Genomic DNA, 15,784 nt, shown 5'->3' on the forward strand with positions numbered 1-15,784 from the left:
TCAGAGCGAGTACAGGTCGGGCAGCCCAGTCCGCATCTCCGGCGGCAGGTGGGCGAGGTCGTTGTGCACCACGAGGCTCCACGGCCGGCCCGGCGCTCGCTGGGTGAGCACCGTCAGGCCGCAGTTGGCCTGGTTGATCGTGACCCAGCGCCACTCGGGTGCGCCGAGCACCTCGCGCACGAACCAGCCGATCACGAAGTTGTGGGTGATGAGCAGGTCGTGGCGGTCCTCGCGGTGGGAGCTGAGGAACTCCGCCCGCGCGTCGGCCATCTGCGCCTGCCCGGCCTCGAAGTCGAGCTCCGAGTAGGAGCCGAAGAACGGCGCGTACGCCGAGGGCGTGTCGGGCCCGGGACCGGACGGCACGCAGTCGAAGAGCAGGGCCGAGGGCTCCGGGTGCAGGGCCGGGAGCTTGCCCGCGATGATCTTCGCGGTCTCAGCAGCGCGCTGCAGCGGCGAGTGCCACGCGTGGTCGAACGGGATCCCGCCGAGCCGTTCGGCGAGCAGCTCCGCCTGCCGTCGGCCCCGCGGCGACAGCGGCCCGTCCGGGAGGCCGTGCTCGGCGTCGAGCTGTTCGCCGTGGCGGACGAGGTACAGGTGGTGGGGCACGTGGGTTCCTGGGGGTCGGGCGTCGCTCAGGCGACGTCGGTTCGGGGTTCGGGCTGGTCGACGACCGATCGGAACGCGTGCTCGTCGACGGGCCCGACCGCGACGAGCGACACGGGACGCGCGGCGAGATCGGCTGCGAGGGCCTGCACGTCGTCGGCCGTGACCCGGGCGACGCGACGGAGCGCCTCGTCGAGGTCGGCGAACTCGCCGAGCGCGAGCTCGGCGCGACCGAGCCGCGACATCCGCGTGTCGCTGTCCTCGAGCGCGAGCGCCGAGGCGCCGCCGAGGTAGCCGACGGCGCGTTCCATCTCGTCGGGCGTGACGCCGTGGTGGGCGAGGCGCTCGAGCTCGGTGCGCATGAGCGCGGCGACCGTGGCGGCGTTGCGTGGCGCGCAGCCGGCGTACATGCCGAACACGCCCGCGTCGGAGTAGCCGGGGGCGAAGGAGTAGACGGAGTAGGCCAGGCCGCGCCGTTCCCGCACCTCCTGGAACAGCCGCGACGACATGCCCGCGCCGAACACCGTGTTCAGCACGCTGAGCACGGCGCGGCGGTCGTCGGTCGCCACGAGACCGGGTACCCCGAGCACGAGGTTCACCTGCTCGTTGGGCTTCTCGACGACCGTGAGCGCGGTGGTGGCGACGAGCGTCGCGGGCCCGCCGTCGCGCCGCTCGACCGGGGCGCCCTCGTCGTCGAGCCGCCACCCGGCTGCGGCGAGCGCGCGGCTCAGGTCCGCGACGACGCGGTCGTGGTCGACGGCTCCGGCGACGGTGACGACGAGGTCCTGCGGACGGTAGTTCGCGCGGTAGTGCTCCCAGACGGCGTCACGCGTCGCAGCGCCGATCGTCTCCGGGTCGCCGCCGATGGGTCGGGCGAGCGGATGCCGCCCGAGCACGGCCTCGAAGAAGCGCTCGCTCGCGACATCCGCCGGGTCGTCGCCCGCCATCGCGAGCTCTTCGAGGATGACGCGGCGCTCGCTCTCGAACTCGTCGGGGTCGAGCAGCGAGGAGGTGAACATGTCGGCCAGCACCTCGACCGCCATGGGGAGGTCGCGGTCCTGCACCTTCGCGTAGTAGCAGGTGTACTCCTTGGCCGTGACGGCGTTGTGCTCGCCGCCGACCGCGTCGAACGCGACGGCGATGTCGAGCGCGGTGCGCGCGGCGGTGCCCTTGAAGAGCAGGTGCTCGAGGAAGTGCGTGGAGCCGAACGTGGCGGGGTGACCGGAGTCGGACGGGTGCTCGTCGCGGGAGCCCACGGCGACCCAGAAGCCGATCGTCGCGCTCCGACTGCCGGGCACGCGCTCGCTGAGGACGCGGATGCCGGACGGCAGGACCGAACGGCGGACGAGGGTGTCTCCGGCGGCCCGGAACTCGAGCTCGGGCGTACCGAGGGGAAGGTCGACGGCGCCGTTCACGCCACCCAGCCTAGGCCACGGCGCGGCGGAGCACGCCCGGCTCGCACTCAGGCCGAGGCCCGGTCGAGCTCGACGAGCTCCGACCGGGTGAGGACCAGCGACGCGGCGCGCATGAGGGCGTCCACCTGGTCGGGGCGCCGCACGGCGACGACCGGGGCGGCGACGGCCGGCCGCGCGAGCAGCCACGCCACGGCGACCGCGGCGGGATCGGTGCCGTGGGCGGCGGCGACCTCGCCCAGCACCCGGAGCACGCGGGTCGCGCGGCGCCCCGCCCGGTGCTGGTGCCGTGCCGCGGTCGCGTCGTGGGGCTCGCCGCGTCGGTGCAACCGCCGGCCGAGGACGCCGCCCGCGAGGGGCGACTGCGGCAGGACCGCGAGCCCCTGCGCCCGGGCGACGACGCCGAGCGCGCCCTCGAAGCCGCGGCGTGCCAGGAGGTGGTACGGGGTCGCCAGCGCCTGGAAGCGGGGCAGGCCGTCGGCGGCGAGCACGCGCGCCTGGATGAGGCGCTCCGGCGAGCAGCCCGCGGCGGCGAGCGCGAGCACCTTGCCGGAGGCGAGGAGCGCGTCGAGCGCGCCGAGGATCTCCTCGAGGGGCGTCTCGGGGTCGTCGTCGTGGTAGGCGAGGAGGTCGATGCGGTCGGTGCCGAGACGTCCGAGCGAGGCGTCGACCGCGTCGGTGATCTTGCGGGTCGTGGGCCGGGCGGGTCCAGGGCTGCGTCGCACCCGGGTCATGAGGCGCACGCGGTCGCGCGTGCCCCGCGAGGCGAGCCAGGCGCCGACGAGGCGTTCACCCGCGGCCGGGTCCGCCGGCCCGTCGGCGACGGCGATGAGGTCTCCGCCCAGGCCGGCGAAGCGGTCGAGGAGGTCGGCGGCGTGGGCATCGGCGCCCCGGTCGAGCGCCCCGGTGCTCAGCCCGAGCGAGTGCACCTCGACGCCCGAGTCGCCGAGCTCGACGCGATACGGCACCGTGATGGGGCCGGAGACGGGGTTCGTCTGGATCTCCGCGGTGGTGGGCGGCTCCGCGGTGCTGGGCTCCGAGGTCTCGGCCGGCACGCGATCCAGCTCGTCGGCGGCGCACGCCGTGGCGGCGCCCGGCCGGCCCCCGGCCCGCCGTGCTCCGTGCTGTGCGTGCTTCCGCGCCACGCGATCCTCCTCCCCAGGATTGCCTTCGACAGTAGGCGGCGTCTCGGAGCGACCCCCGACGGATCGGGTGAAGCGTTATCGAAACGTTGGTGAACACGGTCCCCGAGGCGGTCCGGAGCCGCATCGTCCGTTCGGTTGACCGCGCGGGCGCACGCGGGCCGAACGCCTCTTGCGGTGCATTGAACAAGCGTTTAGCATCCTGAACGTGCGTTCAATCCCCGCCGCCGACGCGACCACCGTCGCACGCATCCGAGCCGCCGCCGTAGCGCGGTTCGGACGCCACGGCTTCGCGCGCACGAGCGTCCGCGAGATCGCGAGCGACGCGGGCGTGAGCGCCGGCCTCGTCATCCACCACTTCGGCTCGAAGGAGGGACTGCGCCGCGCCTGCGACGAGTGGATGGTCGCGCAGCTGATCGGCGAGAAGGCCCGCCTCGGCGACACCGAGGTCGCCTCCACGATCCGGGAATGGCTCGACGACCCCGGACGCTTCCGCGGCTACCTCGACTACGTCGGCATGATGCTCGCCGACGGCACGGGCGGCGGCGACCGGCTCTTCGACCTCCTGCTCGCCGAGACCCGGGCCATGCTCGAGGAGGGGGTCGCCTCCGGCGCCATGCGCGAGAGCTCCGACCCCGAGCTCCGGGCCGTGCTCGTGACCGTGCACGGGCTCGCCCCGCTGCTGCTGCGCGAGCACCTCGCGCGCGTGCTGGGGGCCCCGCTCGACGACCCCGCGACCGTACGGCGAATGACGCTGCCGACGCTCGAGCTCTACACCCACGGCCTCTACGCCGACACCCGCATCCTCGATGCGGCCCGCTCGGCGATCGCCGACGTCGGCGACGGCCACGCGGTGGCCCACCCCGAGGCGGCCGTCCCGGCCGACCGGGTGCGTTCCGACAAGGGCCCCGGCAACCCGAACCAGGACCCCGACCCGCCGACCGGTGACGACGCCGCGCGCCACTGAGGCGCGGCATCCGCTCTCGTCATCGACTCGAAGGGACCTCCATGGACACCACCACCGACGCGGCCGTCACCACGCGCGGCCTCGTCAAGCGCTACGGCGCGAACACCGCCCTGCACGGCATCGACCTCGACATCCCGCGCGGCAGCGTCTTCGGCATGATCGGACCGAACGGCGCCGGCAAGACCACCACGATGCGCCTGCTGCTCGACATCCTGCGGCCGAGCGCCGGCGAGCTGCGGGTGCTCGGCGAGACGCCGCGCCTCGGCGGGGCCGCACTCCGCCGACGGATCGGATACCTGCCCGGTGAGCTGCACCTGGCGACGCGGGTGAAGGGGCGCGAGCTCCTGGCGCACTACGCCGAGATCTCGGGGCCCGTGCGTCCCGGTGCCGTCGACGCGCTCGCCGACCGGCTCGGCGTCGACCTCGGCCGTCCCGTCCGCAGCCTCTCGAAGGGCAACAAGCAGAAGATCGGCCTCATCCAGGCCTTCATGCACGAGCCGGAGCTGCTGGTGCTCGACGAGCCGACGAGCGGGCTCGACCCGCTGGTGCAGCAGGAGTTCCACGCGATGCTGCACGAGGCGAAGGCGAACGGCCAGACCGTCTTCCTGTCGTCGCACGTGCTCAGCGAGGTGCAGCAGACCGCGCACGAGATCGCGATCCTGAAGCAGGGGCGCATCGTCGAGCGGTCCACGGTCGCCGCGCTCCGCGAGGACGCGGTGCGGCACGTCCGACTCGTCGTGGCCGAAGCGGATGCCGCGGCGGCCCGTGCGACGCTCGACGCGCTGCCCGGCGTGAGCGGCGTGGCCCCGGCGGGCGACGGTCCGGGCACCGTCGCGTTCTCGGCCACCCTCGACGCCCACGTCGACGCCTTCGTGAAGGCCGTCGCCCGGCTCGACGTGGTCGACCTGACGGTGGAGGAGCCCGATCTCGAGGAGATGGTGCTCGCCTACTACGGCACCGACCTCACGGCCGACGCCGACGCCGGCGACGACGCCGAGGGCACGACGCGGAAGGGGGCGCGGCGATGAACACGGTCCTCCCCCTCTTCCGGCGTTCGCTCGCCGACGGCTGGCGCGGGCTCCTCGGCTGGACCGGGGGCCTGCTCGTCGCCCTGTTCCTGTACCTGCCGCTCTACCCGTCGTTCGGCGGCAACGGCCAGCTGCAGGAGATCGTCGACATGATGCCGCCGGAGCTCGTGCAGTCGCTCGGGTACGACCAGATCGGCTCGGGCCCCGGATACGTCCAGGCGACGTTCTACGGGCTCATCGGTTTCGTGCTCGCGACGATCGCCGCGGTCGGCTGGGGCACCGGCGCCATCGCGAACGACGAGGAGAACGGCCAGCTCGAGCTCACCCTCGCGCACGGCGTGACCCGCGGGCAGCTCTACGCCGAGCGGACGGCCGCCGTGCTCGTCAAGCTCGCGTGGCTCGCGCTCGTGAGCGTCGTCGTCGTGATGATCCTGAACGAGCCGTCCGAGCTCGGCATCGAGTTCGGCGACCTCGTCGCGACCGCCGTGGCCTACTTCGGCCTCGTCGCCCTGAGCGCCGCGGCCGCCATCGCGGTCGGCGGCCTGACCGGCCGCCGCACCTGGTCGCTCGGCGCGGGCGCGGGGATCGCCGTGTACGGCTACGCGATGAACGCGCTCGGCAACCAGGGCGAGGACGTCCGGTGGCTGCACGACTGGTCGCCGTACAGCTGGGCGTACGCGGACGCGCCGCTCGAGAACGGCTGGAGCGAGTTGACCTGGCTGCTGTTCGCCGTGTCCACGGTGCTGCTGGTCCTCGGCTGGCTGGTGTTCCGCCGCCGCGACGTGGCGGTGTGACCGAGAACGGATGCCGCGGCGCGCGCCCCGCACACGGGCGACGCGTCGCGGCATCCGTCGGCTACGCCCGCGCCCGCCGCACGACGGCCTCGGCCTGGCGCATGAGCGGCGCGTCGACCATCTGCCCCCGGAACGAGAACACGCCGTCGCGCTCGCGCACCGCCGCCTCGGCCAGCAGCGCCCGTGCCCACGCGAGCCGCTCCGGGTCGGGAGCGTACGCCTCGCGAACGACCGCGACCTGGTCGGGATGCACGCACGCGGTCGCCCGGAACCCGAGCGCTGCGGCGTCCTCCGCCTCGGCCCGGAGGCCCTCGGCGTCGGCGAGGTCGAGGTGGACCGCGTCGATCGCGGCGACGCCGTGCGCGCCCGCCGCGAGCAGCACCTGGGACCTGGCGTGCTGCGCGACGTCGCGATACCGGCCGTCGGCGTGCCGGCTCGACCCGCCGCCGAGCGACGCGACCAGGTCCTCCGCACCCCACATCAGCGCCGAGACGATCGGCACGTGCGCGATCTCCGCGGCGGCGAGCACGCCGCGCGCGGTCTCGCACAGGGCGATCACGTCGTAGCCGTGCAGGCCGACGAGGTCGGCGGTGCCCTCGGCCTTGGCGAGCATCACCGTGCGGTACGGGGTGCGACGGAGCGCCTGGAGGTCGTCGACGAGATGCGGTGTCGACGCCGGGTTCACGCGCACGATGACCTTGTCGGGGTCGATCGGGTTCGCCACGAGCGACTCGCGCGCGGCCGACTTGGCCGGTTCGGCGACCGCGTCCTCGAGGTCGAGGATCACCGCGTCGGCCCGCTCGGCCGCCTTGGCGTAGCGGTCGGGTCGGTCGGCCGGGCAGAACAGCAGCGCCGGGCCGAACGGGAACGCGGGGTGGCTCATGCGCCCGCCCCCGCCTGGCGCTCCCCCGCCTCGCGCAACCACATCATGACGTTGCGCGTCGCCTTCGCGACCACCACGCCGTCCTGGTTGCGCCCGATGTGGTGCAGCGTGACGATCCCCTGCCCGGGCCGCGACGAGCTCTCCCGCTTGTCGACCACGATCGTCTCGCTGTACAGCGTGTCGCCGTGGTGCAGCGGCGCGGGGAACGCGACCTCGCTGAACCCGAGGTTGGCCACGATGGTCCCCTGCGTGAGCTGGGTCACCGACGCGCCCACGATCGTCGCGAGCGTGAACATCGAGTTCACGAGCCGCTCGCCGAACGGCTGCCCTGCCGACCACGCGGCGTCGAGGTGCAGCGCCTGCGTGTTCATCGTCAGCGTCGTGAACAGCACGTTGTCGGCCTCGGTCACGGTCCGGCCCGGCCGGTGCAGGTACCGCGTGCCGGGTTCGAACTCCTCGAACCACAGTCCGCGCTGCACGACCTCGTTCGTCACCTCGGGGATCCCGGGGGTCTCGTTCGCCGTGGGGGTCGCACCCGCCATCGCTGGCTCCCTTCCGCCGCGACGGCCGCCGCGGCATCCGCTCGTCTCGAACGCTACCCGGCGAGGCCGAGTTCGCGCGCGATGATCATGAGCTGCACCTCGGTGGTGCCCTCGCCGACCTCGAGGATCTTGGAGTCGCGGTAGTGGCGGGCGACCACGTTCTCGTTGAGGAAGCCGGCACCGCCCCAGATGTGCGACGCGTCGCGGGCGTTGGCCATGGCGGCCTCGCTGGAGATGAGCTTGGCGAGCGACGCCTCCATCTTGAACGGCAGGCCGGCGTCCATCTTGCGGGCCGCGTCGTACCAGGCGAGCCGGGCCTGGTGCACGCGCGCCTGCATGCGGGCGATCATGAACTGGATGTGCTGGTGCGTCGCGATCGGCGTGTTGAACACGATCCGCTCCTTGGCGCGGATGATCGCCTGCTCGAGGCAGCCCTGCGCCGCGCCCGTCGCGAGCGCCGCGAACGCGATGCGGCCCTCGTCGAGGCAGCGGAGGAAGTTCGCGTAGCCGCGACCGCGCTCGCCCACGAGGTTCTCCTTCGGCACGCGCACGTTCGTGAACTTCAGCGGGTGCGTGTCGGAGGTGTTCCAGCCGACCTTGTCGTAGCCCGGCAGCACCTCGAAGCCGGGGGTGCCGTTCGGCACGATGATGGCCGAGAGCTCCTTCTTGACCGACCCGTCGGGGCGGGTCTCCTCGCCCGTCACGGCGATGATCGTGACGATCTTCGTGATCGGGGTGCCGGAGTTGGTGATGTACTGCTTCGAGCCGTTGATGACCCACTCGTCGCCGTCGAGCACGGCCGTGGTCTCGGTGGCGCCCGCGTCCGAGCCGGCGTTCGCCTCGGTGAGGCCGAAGCCCGCGAGCGCGCGGCCCGCCACGAGGTCGGGCATCCACTTCGCGCGCTGCTCGTCGGTGCCGAAGCGGTAGATGGGCATCACGCCGAGGCCGATGCCGGCCTCGAGGGTGACGCCGATCGACTGGTCGACGCGACCGAGCGCCTCGACGGCGAGGCAGAATTCGAAGTAGCTGCGCCCGCCGCCGCCGACCTCCTCGGGGAAGGGCAGGGCGAACAGGCCCATCTCGCCCATCTGGTGGATGATCTCGATCGGCAGGCGCCGCTGGGTGTCGTACTCGAACGAGGCGGGGGCGACGACGGTGTCGGCGAAGTCCCGCACGCGGTCGTAGAGGTCCTGCTCCTCGGCGCTCAGGTTGAGGTTCATGCTGCTGCTCCTCGGTGCTGCTCGGTGCGGGCTCGGGGCCGCCGTGGTGTCGATGTCGGTGAGCTGGTCGTCGAGGGCCTGCTCCTCGGCGCTGAGGTTGGGGTTCACCGTGCTGCTCCTTGGTCTCGGTGGTCGGTGGGACCGCCCCTCGTGGGGGCGGGGGTTCAGGGGGCGACGGATGCCGCGGCGCCGGCCTCGACGGGCGCGGCGTCGCCGCCGTCGCCGTCGTGTTCGACGCTCGCCACGACCTGGTCGCGGGCGACCTGGTCGCCGACGGCGACGCGGATGCGGACCACGCCGGGCGCCTCGGCGGTGACGCGGTGCTCCATCTTCATGGCCTCGATCGCGAGCACCGCCTGACCGGCCTCGACGCGGTCGCCGTCGGCGACCAGCACGGTCGTGACGCTCCCGGGCATGGGCGCGCGGAGGTCGGGGTCGGCGGAGCCGCCGCGCTCGAGCTGGGCGAGGCGGGCCGTGAGCGCCGCGCGACGATCCGTGCGCGGGAAGGATGCGGCGCGGCCCTCGGCGTGCACCCAGACGGTGCCGTCGGCGCTGGTCGCGATCACCGCGCGCTCGAGCGCCTCGTCGTCCGCGAGACCTGAGGCCGCGGCGGGCGCCACGCCGCCGACGCGCCAGCCGCGTTCACGCTGCCAGGCGTGCCCGGTCGCCGCGCTCCGGCGCGCGTCGCGCTCGCGCGCGGCGCGGGCGACCGCGGCGAGCGGATCGGCCGCGGCATCCGTCGGCTCGGGGTCGGGCAGTCGATCGATGAGGTTCGTGTCGAGGTGTCCGGCGCGCACGTCGGGGTGGGCGAGCAGGCGGCGGAGGAAGGCGATGTTCGACTCGACGCCGAGCAGCACGGTGCCGGCCAGCGCGGCGTCGAGCCGGTCGAGCGCCTCGTCGCGGTCGGCGCCGTACGCGATCACCTTCGCGATCATCGGGTCGTAGTCGGCCGTGACCCGCTGCCCCTCGCGGATGCCCGCGTCGACGCGGACGCCCTCGCCGGCGGGCGGTCGCCACGCGAGCACCTCGCCCGTCGACGGCAGGAAGCCGCGCTCGGGGCTCTCGGCGTACACGCGCGCCTCGACCGCGTGGCCGGTCAGGCCCACATCGGACTGCGCGATCGCGAGCGGCTCCCCCGCCGCGATGCGCAGCTGCTGCTCCACGAGGTCGACGCCCGTGACGAGCTCGGTCACGGGGTGCTCGACCTGCAGGCGCGTGTTCATCTCGATGAAGAAGAACTCGTCGGGCGCGGCATCCGACACCAGGAACTCGACGGTGCCGGCGCCGAGGTACTCGACGCTGCGGGCGGCGTCGCATGCCGCCTGGCCGATGCGCTCGCGCGTCGCGGCGTCGAGCAGGGGCGACGGCGCCTCCTCGACCACCTTCTGGTGCCGGCGCTGGAGCGAGCACTCGCGCTCGCCGAGGTGGATGACGTTGCCGTGCGCGTCGGCGAGGACCTGCACCTCGATGTGGCGCGGGGTGTCGATGAAGCGCTCGAGCAGCAGGGTGTCGTCGCCGAACGCGGCGCGCGCGACGCGGCGGGCCGCGGGCAGGGCGTGCTCGAGCTCGGACTGGTCGCGGGCGACCTGCATGCCCTTGCCGCCGCCGCCCGCGGACGGCTTGACGAGCAGCGGGAACCCGATGAGCGGCGCGGCGTCGAGGAGCTCGTCGTCGGTCGCGTCCGGCTCGCTGACGCCCGGCACCACGGGCACGCCGGACTCGGCGACGTGGCGCTTGGCCCGGATCTTGTCGCCCATGACCTCGAGCGCGAGCGCGCCAGGACCGACGAACACGATGCCGGCCTCGGCGCACGCGCGCCCGAAGGCGGCGTTCTCGGAGAGGAAGCCGTAGCCGGGGTGGATCGCCTGCGCGCCGGTGTCGAGGGCCGCGCGAACGATGCGCGCCGGGTCGAGGTAGCTCTCGGATGCCGCGGCCGGGCCGATGCGCACGGCCTCGTCGGCGAGCGCGACGTGCGGGGCGCCCGCGTCGGCGTCGGAGTGGACGGCGATGGCATGGATGCCGAGGCGCTTCAGCGTGCGGATGACGCGTACGGCGATCTCGCCGCGGTTGGCGACGAGCACCCGGTCGAAGGGTCGGGCGGCGGAGGGGGACGGCTGCGTCATCCGGTCACATCCTGAACAGGCCGAAGCGGGGCTCGGGCAGCGGCGTGCGGCTGGCGAGCTCGAGGGCGAGGGCGAGCACCGTGCGGGTGTCGCCGGGGGCGATGACGCCGTCGTCCCAGAGGCGCGACGTCGAGTGGTAGGGGCTGCCCTGCGCCTCGTACTGCTCACGCACGGGCGCCTTGAACGCGGCCTCGTCCTCGGCCGACCACTCCTCGCCGCGCACCGCCATCTGGTCGCGCTTGACCGTCGAGAGCACGGATGCCGCCTGCTCGCCGCCCATCACGGAGATGCGGGCGTTCGGCCACATCCAGAGGAACCTCGGCGAGTAGGCGCGGCCGCACATCGAGTAGTTGCCGGCGCCGAACGACCCGCCGATGACGACGGTGAACTTCGGCACGCGGGTGGTCGCGACGGCGGTGACCATCTTCGCGCCGTGCTTGGCGATGCCGCCGGCCTCGGCGTCGCGGCCGACCATGAAGCCCGAGATGTTCTGCAGGAACACGAGCGGGATGCCGCGCTGGTCGCAGAGCTCGATGAAGTGCGCGCCCTTCATGGCCGACTCGGAGAAGAGCACGCCGTTGTTCGCGACGATGCCGACCGGATGCCCGTCGATCCAGGCGAAGCCGGTCACGAGCGTGTCGCCGTACTCGCGCTTGAACTCGTGGAACTCGCTGCCGTCGACCAGGCGCGCGATCACCTCGCGCACGTCGTAGGGCTGCTGCACGTCGACCGGCACGACCGAGGTGAGCGTCGCCGGGTCCACGGCGGGTTCCCGGGGCTCGCGGACCGCCCAGGCGCGGTCGGCCGGTGCCGGGAGCGTGCCGACGATGTCGCGCACGAGCTCGAGCGCGTGCTCGTCGTCCTCGGCGAGGTGGTCGGTGACGCCGGAGTGGCGCGCGTGCAGGTCGCCGCCGCCGAGCTCCTCGGGCGTGACGACCTCGCCGATGGCGGCCTTCACGAGCGGCGGGCCGCCGAGGAAGATCGTGCCCTGGTTGCGGACGATGACCGTCTCGTCGCTCATCGCGGGGACGTAGGCGCCGCCCGCGGTGCACGACCCCATGACGGCCGCGATCTGCGCGATGCGGCGCGCGGAGAGGTTCGCCTGGTTGTAGAAGATGCGGCCGAAGTGGTCGCGGTCGGGGAAGACCTCGTCCTGCTTCGGGAGGAAGGCGCCGCCGGAGTCGACGAGGTAGATGCACGGGAGCGCGTTCTCGAGCGCGACCTCCTGCGCCCGCAGGTGCTTCTTCACGGTCATCGGGTAGTACGTGCCGCCCTTGACCGTGGCGTCGTTGCACACGACCATCACGGGCCGGCCGTGCACGAGTCCCACGCCGGCGATGACGCCCGCGGCGGGCGTGTCGTCGTCGTAGAGGTCGTCGGCCGCGAGCGGGGCGAGCTCCAGGAACGCGCTGCCCTCGTCGAGCAGTCGTTCGACGCGGTCGCGAGGCAGCAGCTTGCCGCGCGCGACGTGCCGGTCGCGCGAGGCCTCGGGGCCGCCCAGGGCGGCCCGGGCGAGCTTGGCCCGCAGTTCGTCGACGAGCAGCGCGTGCGCATCGGCGTTGGCGCGGGCGGCGTCGGATGCCGCGTCGATCGCGCTCGTGAGGGTGTGCATCCGCTTCCGCTCCGCCTCTCCGTCGTGGCGTGGACCCGAGCGCCTTCGGTGAACGCTCGCTAACCGGGATTCATGTTAGCGACCATTCACCGAAATCCGCAACACGGCTCAGCGTCCAGGAACGGCGGAACCGCCGGAGAGGCCGACCAGGAGATGCTCCATCCCGAACTCCCACGCGCGATCGAGGTCGCCGCCGAGCCGGAACGCGCCCGCGAGCTCCATCGCGGTGAATCCGTGCATCCACGCCGTCAGGGTGCGCGCGGCATCGAGCGCGTGCTCCTCGCCCGCGAGGCGGCGGGCGACCTCCATGACGGCGGCGCTCGCGCGGTCGAGGGCGGCGCGATCCGCGCGCTCGGACTCCGGGAGCGGCCCGAACACGAGGGCGTAGCCGTTCGGCCGCTCGTGCGCGAACCGGCGGGCAGCAGCGGCGATCGCCCGCGCCGCCGACGGCGCGTCGGTGGTCGCCGCCACCGCCGCATCGACCCGGTCGCCGAGCTCCCGCGCCACGCCGTCGGCGACGGTCCGCACGAGGTGCTCGCGATCGCGCACGTGCTTGTACAGCGACGGCGCGCGGACCCCGAGTGCGGTCGCGACGGCCTGCATGGTGAGCCCGTCCCGACCGTCGCGTTCGAGGATCTCCGCAGCTGCCGCGTGGAGGGATTCCGGCGTGATGCGCGTCGGCGTGGGCATGGCGTCCTCCCTGTGGCTATTGACATTAGCCATCATGGCTACGTATCATAGCCGACATGGAACTCCGTACCGGCCTGCGACGCATCGGAAACGAGATCGTCGCCGCCTACCTCCTCCTCGACGACCGCGGCATCACGGTCGTCGACGCCGGCCTCCCCGGGCACTACGCCGACCTCCTGGCCGAGCTCGAGGCCGCCGGGCGGTCCGTCGACGACATCCGCGCCGTGATCCTCACCCACGGCGACTCCGACCACCTGGGCTTCGCCGAGCGTCTGCGCCGCGAGCACGGGGTGCCGGTGCACGTCCACGAAGCCGACGCCGCGCGCGCCCGTGGCGGCGACAAGCCGGCGACGAGCTTCGGCCGCGGTATCCGGCCCTGGCCGATCGTGCGCTTCTTCGCGTACGCGCTCGTCAAGGGCGGCGCCAAGACCGAGTACCTCGTCGAGGTCCGCACCGTGCGCGACGGCGACCGGCTCGACCTCCCGGGCTCGCCCGTCATCATCGGCATGCCGGGCCACTCGCCGGGGAGCATCGCCGTGCACTCCCCCGACCTCGACGCCGTGTTCGTGGGCGACGCCCTGACGACGCGGCACGTGCTCACCGGCCGGCGCGGGCCGCAGCCGGCGCCGTTCACCGATGAGCCCGAGGCGGCGCTCGACTCCCTCGACGCGCTCGCGGCGACGGATGCCACGTGGGTGCTCCCCGGGCACGGGACTCCGTGGAACGGCGGGGCGGCGGAGGCGGTCCGCCTGGTCCGCGAGGCCGCCGCGGCATCCGCTCGCTGATCGGCCGCACACCCGGGGCACCGCAGGCCGGCGGGGTGGCACGGTTGCCGCGAGACCGCCGGTCGGTTAGTGTGCATTCACCGAATTCCCCCGGAGGTGCACCCTGAGCGACACGCTCACCGACCGCGGCCGCGCCAAGGCCGACCGTCGCGCGGCCCTCCTCTCGGCCGCCGCCCGCCTGTTCGCCGACCGCGGCTACGCGGGCGTCACGCTCGAAGAGCTCGGCCAGGCCGCCGGCGTCTCGGGACCGGCCGTCTACCGCCACTTCCCCGGCAAGGCGGCCGTGCTCGCTGCGATCCTCGCCGACGCGAGCCGCGGGCTTCTCGACGGCGGCCGACGCACCATCGCGGCCGCCGGTGAACCGGCAGGCGCCCTGCGCGACCTCATCCGCTTCCACGTCGACTTCGCGCTCGCGAACGCCGACGTGATCCGCGTGCAGGACCGCGACCTCGGCAGCCTCGACGAGGCCGACGCCCATGAGGTCCGGCGCCTGCAGCGCGAGTACGTCGAACTGTGGGTGGGCGTGCTCGCCCGCCTGAGGCCCGACCGGGCCGAATCGGAGTTGCGGATCCGGGCTCACGCGGCCTTCGGGCTCGTCAACTCCACCCCGCACAGCGCCCGCATCCATGGGCGACGACCCGCGGACAGGGTGGTCCGCGGCATCCTGGAGGACATGGCATGGTCGAGCCTCACGTCGTGACCCTGCGCGCGACCCGCGCCGGCGACCGCGACGAGCTGTTCCGCATCCAACTCGATCCCGAGGCGAACCGCATGGCCGCCTTCACGGCGACCGATCCGGCCGACCGTGCGGCCTACGACGCGCACGTCGCCCGGTTCTCGACGCGCGACGACTACGACGCGCGCACCATCCGCTGCGACGGCCGCATCGTGGGCAGCGTCGCACGCTGGATCGACGCCGACTCGGGAATGGCCGAGATCACCTACTGGATCGACCGCGAGCACTGGGGCCGCGGGATCGCGACGCGCGCCCTGCGCCTCTTCCTCGACACGCAGCCGCGCCCGATCCGTGCGCGGGCGGCCGCCGACAACGCGGCCTCCGTCGCCGTGCTGCGCAAGCTCGACTTCGTCGAGGTCCGGCGCGATCGGGACTACGCCAACGCCCGCGGCGAGGAGATCGAGGAGATCGAGTTCGTCCTCCGGTGAACGGCTGCCGCGGGCGCGGCGTCGCCCCGCGTCAGCGGTTGCGGTACAGCTCGAGCAGCGGCGCGGGGATGCGGCCGCGGTCGGACACCTGGTGGCCGTTCGCACGGAGCCACTCGCGCGCGTCCTTCGTGTCGCCGGCGCCACCGCCACCCGACCGCCGGCGCGCGCTGCCACCGGCGCGACCCGACGACGTGCGGCGCGCGGCGTCGACGAACGGCGCGAGCGCCGCCTCGAACTTCTCGGCGTTCGCCGACGACAGGTCGATCGCGTAGCCGTCGCCGTTGATGCTGAATGCAATGGTCCGATCCGCCTCGGATCCGTCGAGATCGTCGACCAGGGTCTCGACAATTCGCTTCGCCATGTGTGCACGCCCTTTCTGCGGGGAATCGCAGTCGAATACGACAGCGGGAACGCGTGTCTGCAGACGAGCATATTCCCGCTGTGAATTCGGGCACGTGAATTATTCGATGGTTGTGGAGAATTCCCAGTCGACGCGATCGCGGAATTCAGGCGATCGTCGCGCCGTGCTCGTGCGCGATCACGGCGATCCGCTTCGCCAATTCCACATCGCGGCTCGTCACGCTCCCGACGTCGTGCGATACGAGATCGAATTCGATGCGGCCCCATCCGAGGCGCACGTCGGGATGGTGGTTGGCGGCATCCGCCTCAATGGCCACCGCATCGAGCAGGCGAACGGCGCTCGAGAAATCCGCCGTCCGGAATTCGGCGGTCAACCGTTCGCCGTCGTGGCGGAATCCGGTTCCCGAGATCTCCGCCGCGACGTCCTCGCGCGAGCGGGGCGTGCGCTCGTCCATGGGC

17 protein-coding genes are annotated in these 15,784 nt (G+C 73.3%); 6 read left to right on the forward strand and 11 right to left on the reverse strand.

Translation table 11 applies throughout. The features are described from left to right. The 3 genes from RH861_RS13530 to RH861_RS13540 are packed head-to-tail and all read right to left on the reverse strand — an operon-like array spanning window position 1 to window position 3,160. The gene (locus RH861_RS13530; protein ID WP_067949273.1) at window positions 1-606 is read right to left on the reverse strand and encodes a histidine phosphatase family protein; all 606 of its coding nucleotides are present in this window, start codon (window positions 604-606) and stop codon (window positions 1-3) included. A 26-nt stretch (window positions 607-632) separates the two neighbouring features. Next, window positions 633-2,018 (reverse strand): M16 family metallopeptidase, encoded by a 1,386-nt coding sequence (locus RH861_RS13535; protein WP_310521427.1) that lies wholly within the window; start codon window positions 2,016-2,018, stop codon window positions 633-635. A gap of 47 nt (window positions 2,019-2,065) precedes the next feature. Then, window positions 2,066-3,160, reverse strand: a complete 1,095-nt coding sequence (locus RH861_RS13540) for an aldo/keto reductase (protein ID WP_310521428.1) — start codon at window positions 3,158-3,160, stop codon at window positions 2,066-2,068. Between the two features lie 205 nt (window positions 3,161-3,365). Between RH861_RS13540 and RH861_RS13545 the strand changes: the two genes are divergently transcribed. From RH861_RS13545 to RH861_RS13555, 3 genes are read left to right on the forward strand one after another with little or no spacing between them, the layout of a single operon-like run. Next, window positions 3,366-4,124 carry a TetR/AcrR family transcriptional regulator gene (locus tag RH861_RS13545; protein ID WP_310521429.1) on the forward strand — a complete coding sequence of 253 codons (759 nt, stop codon included), beginning with the start codon at window positions 3,366-3,368 and terminating at the stop codon, window positions 4,122-4,124. 41 nt (window positions 4,125-4,165) lie between these two features. After that, window positions 4,166-5,152: an ABC transporter ATP-binding protein gene (locus RH861_RS13550; RefSeq protein WP_310521430.1), complete on the forward strand. Its 987-nt coding sequence runs from the start codon at window positions 4,166-4,168 to the stop codon at window positions 5,150-5,152. Further along, the gene (locus RH861_RS13555; RefSeq protein WP_310521431.1) at window positions 5,149-5,946 is read left to right on the forward strand and encodes an efflux permease Rv1217c-related protein; all 798 of its coding nucleotides are present in this window, start codon (window positions 5,149-5,151) and stop codon (window positions 5,944-5,946) included. Before RH861_RS13550 ends, RH861_RS13555 begins: the two co-directional genes overlap by 4 nt. Before the next feature lie 61 nt (window positions 5,947-6,007). Here RH861_RS13555 and RH861_RS13560 read toward each other — a convergent pair whose 3' ends face one another. The 6 genes from RH861_RS13560 to RH861_RS13585 all read right to left on the reverse strand — a co-directional run bounded on the left by RH861_RS13560 (window position 6,008) and on the right by RH861_RS13585 (window position 13,016). Beyond that, on the reverse strand, window positions 6,008-6,829 hold the full coding sequence (locus RH861_RS13560; RefSeq protein ID WP_310521432.1) for an HpcH/HpaI aldolase/citrate lyase family protein: 822 nt from the start codon (window positions 6,827-6,829) through the stop codon (window positions 6,008-6,010). Then, window positions 6,826-7,371, reverse strand: coding sequence for a MaoC family dehydratase (locus tag RH861_RS13565; protein ID WP_310521433.1), 546 nt, complete (start codon window positions 7,369-7,371; stop codon window positions 6,826-6,828). The genes RH861_RS13560 and RH861_RS13565 overlap by 4 nt, the downstream gene beginning before the upstream one ends. Window positions 7,372-7,424: 53 nt before the next feature. Beyond that, window positions 7,425-8,591, reverse strand: a complete 1,167-nt coding sequence (locus RH861_RS13570; protein ID WP_067949308.1) for an acyl-CoA dehydrogenase family protein — start codon at window positions 8,589-8,591, stop codon at window positions 7,425-7,427. A 164-nt stretch (window positions 8,592-8,755) separates the two neighbouring features. After that, entirely contained in the window at window positions 8,756-10,714 is a 1,959-nt protein-coding gene (locus RH861_RS13575; RefSeq protein ID WP_310521434.1) for an acetyl/propionyl/methylcrotonyl-CoA carboxylase subunit alpha, read from the reverse strand. Between the two features lie 4 nt (window positions 10,715-10,718). Beyond that, a complete protein-coding gene (locus RH861_RS13580) occupies window positions 10,719-12,326 on the reverse strand; it encodes a carboxyl transferase domain-containing protein (RefSeq protein WP_310521435.1) in 1,608 nt (535 codons plus the stop codon). Window positions 12,327-12,434: 108 nt separating this feature from the next. Beyond that, on the reverse strand, window positions 12,435-13,016 hold the full coding sequence (locus RH861_RS13585; RefSeq protein WP_310521436.1) for a TetR/AcrR family transcriptional regulator: 582 nt from the start codon (window positions 13,014-13,016) through the stop codon (window positions 12,435-12,437). Between the two features lie 56 nt (window positions 13,017-13,072). Here RH861_RS13585 and RH861_RS13590 point away from each other — a divergent pair, with 56 nt between their 5' ends. The 3 genes from RH861_RS13590 to RH861_RS13600 all read left to right on the forward strand — a co-directional run bounded on the left by RH861_RS13590 (window position 13,073) and on the right by RH861_RS13600 (window position 14,965). Next, window positions 13,073-13,801, forward strand: coding sequence for an MBL fold metallo-hydrolase (locus RH861_RS13590; protein ID WP_310521437.1), 729 nt, complete (start codon window positions 13,073-13,075; stop codon window positions 13,799-13,801). A gap of 103 nt (window positions 13,802-13,904) precedes the next feature. Further along, a complete protein-coding gene (locus RH861_RS13595) occupies window positions 13,905-14,501 on the forward strand; it encodes a TetR/AcrR family transcriptional regulator (RefSeq protein ID WP_310521682.1) in 597 nt (198 codons plus the stop codon). After that, the gene (locus RH861_RS13600; protein WP_310521438.1) at window positions 14,480-14,965 is read left to right on the forward strand and encodes a GNAT family N-acetyltransferase; all 486 of its coding nucleotides are present in this window, start codon (window positions 14,480-14,482) and stop codon (window positions 14,963-14,965) included. The genes RH861_RS13595 and RH861_RS13600 overlap by 22 nt, the downstream gene beginning before the upstream one ends. A 31-nt stretch (window positions 14,966-14,996) precedes the next feature. On the opposite strand, the gene RH861_RS13605 is transcribed toward RH861_RS13600, so the two are convergent. After that, window positions 14,997-15,326 carry a histone-like nucleoid-structuring protein Lsr2 gene (locus RH861_RS13605; protein ID WP_310521439.1) on the reverse strand — a complete coding sequence of 110 codons (330 nt, stop codon included), beginning with the start codon at window positions 15,324-15,326 and terminating at the stop codon, window positions 14,997-14,999. Between the two features lie 145 nt (window positions 15,327-15,471). Further along, window positions 15,472-15,780 (reverse strand): 4a-hydroxytetrahydrobiopterin dehydratase, encoded by a 309-nt coding sequence (locus RH861_RS13610; protein WP_310521440.1) that lies wholly within the window; start codon window positions 15,778-15,780, stop codon window positions 15,472-15,474. Between the last annotated feature and the right edge of the window lie 4 nt (window positions 15,781-15,784).

The organism is Agromyces indicus, assembly GCF_031432295.1.
In the GTDB taxonomy this organism is placed as follows: domain Bacteria; phylum Actinomycetota; class Actinomycetes; order Actinomycetales; family Microbacteriaceae; genus Agromyces; species Agromyces indicus.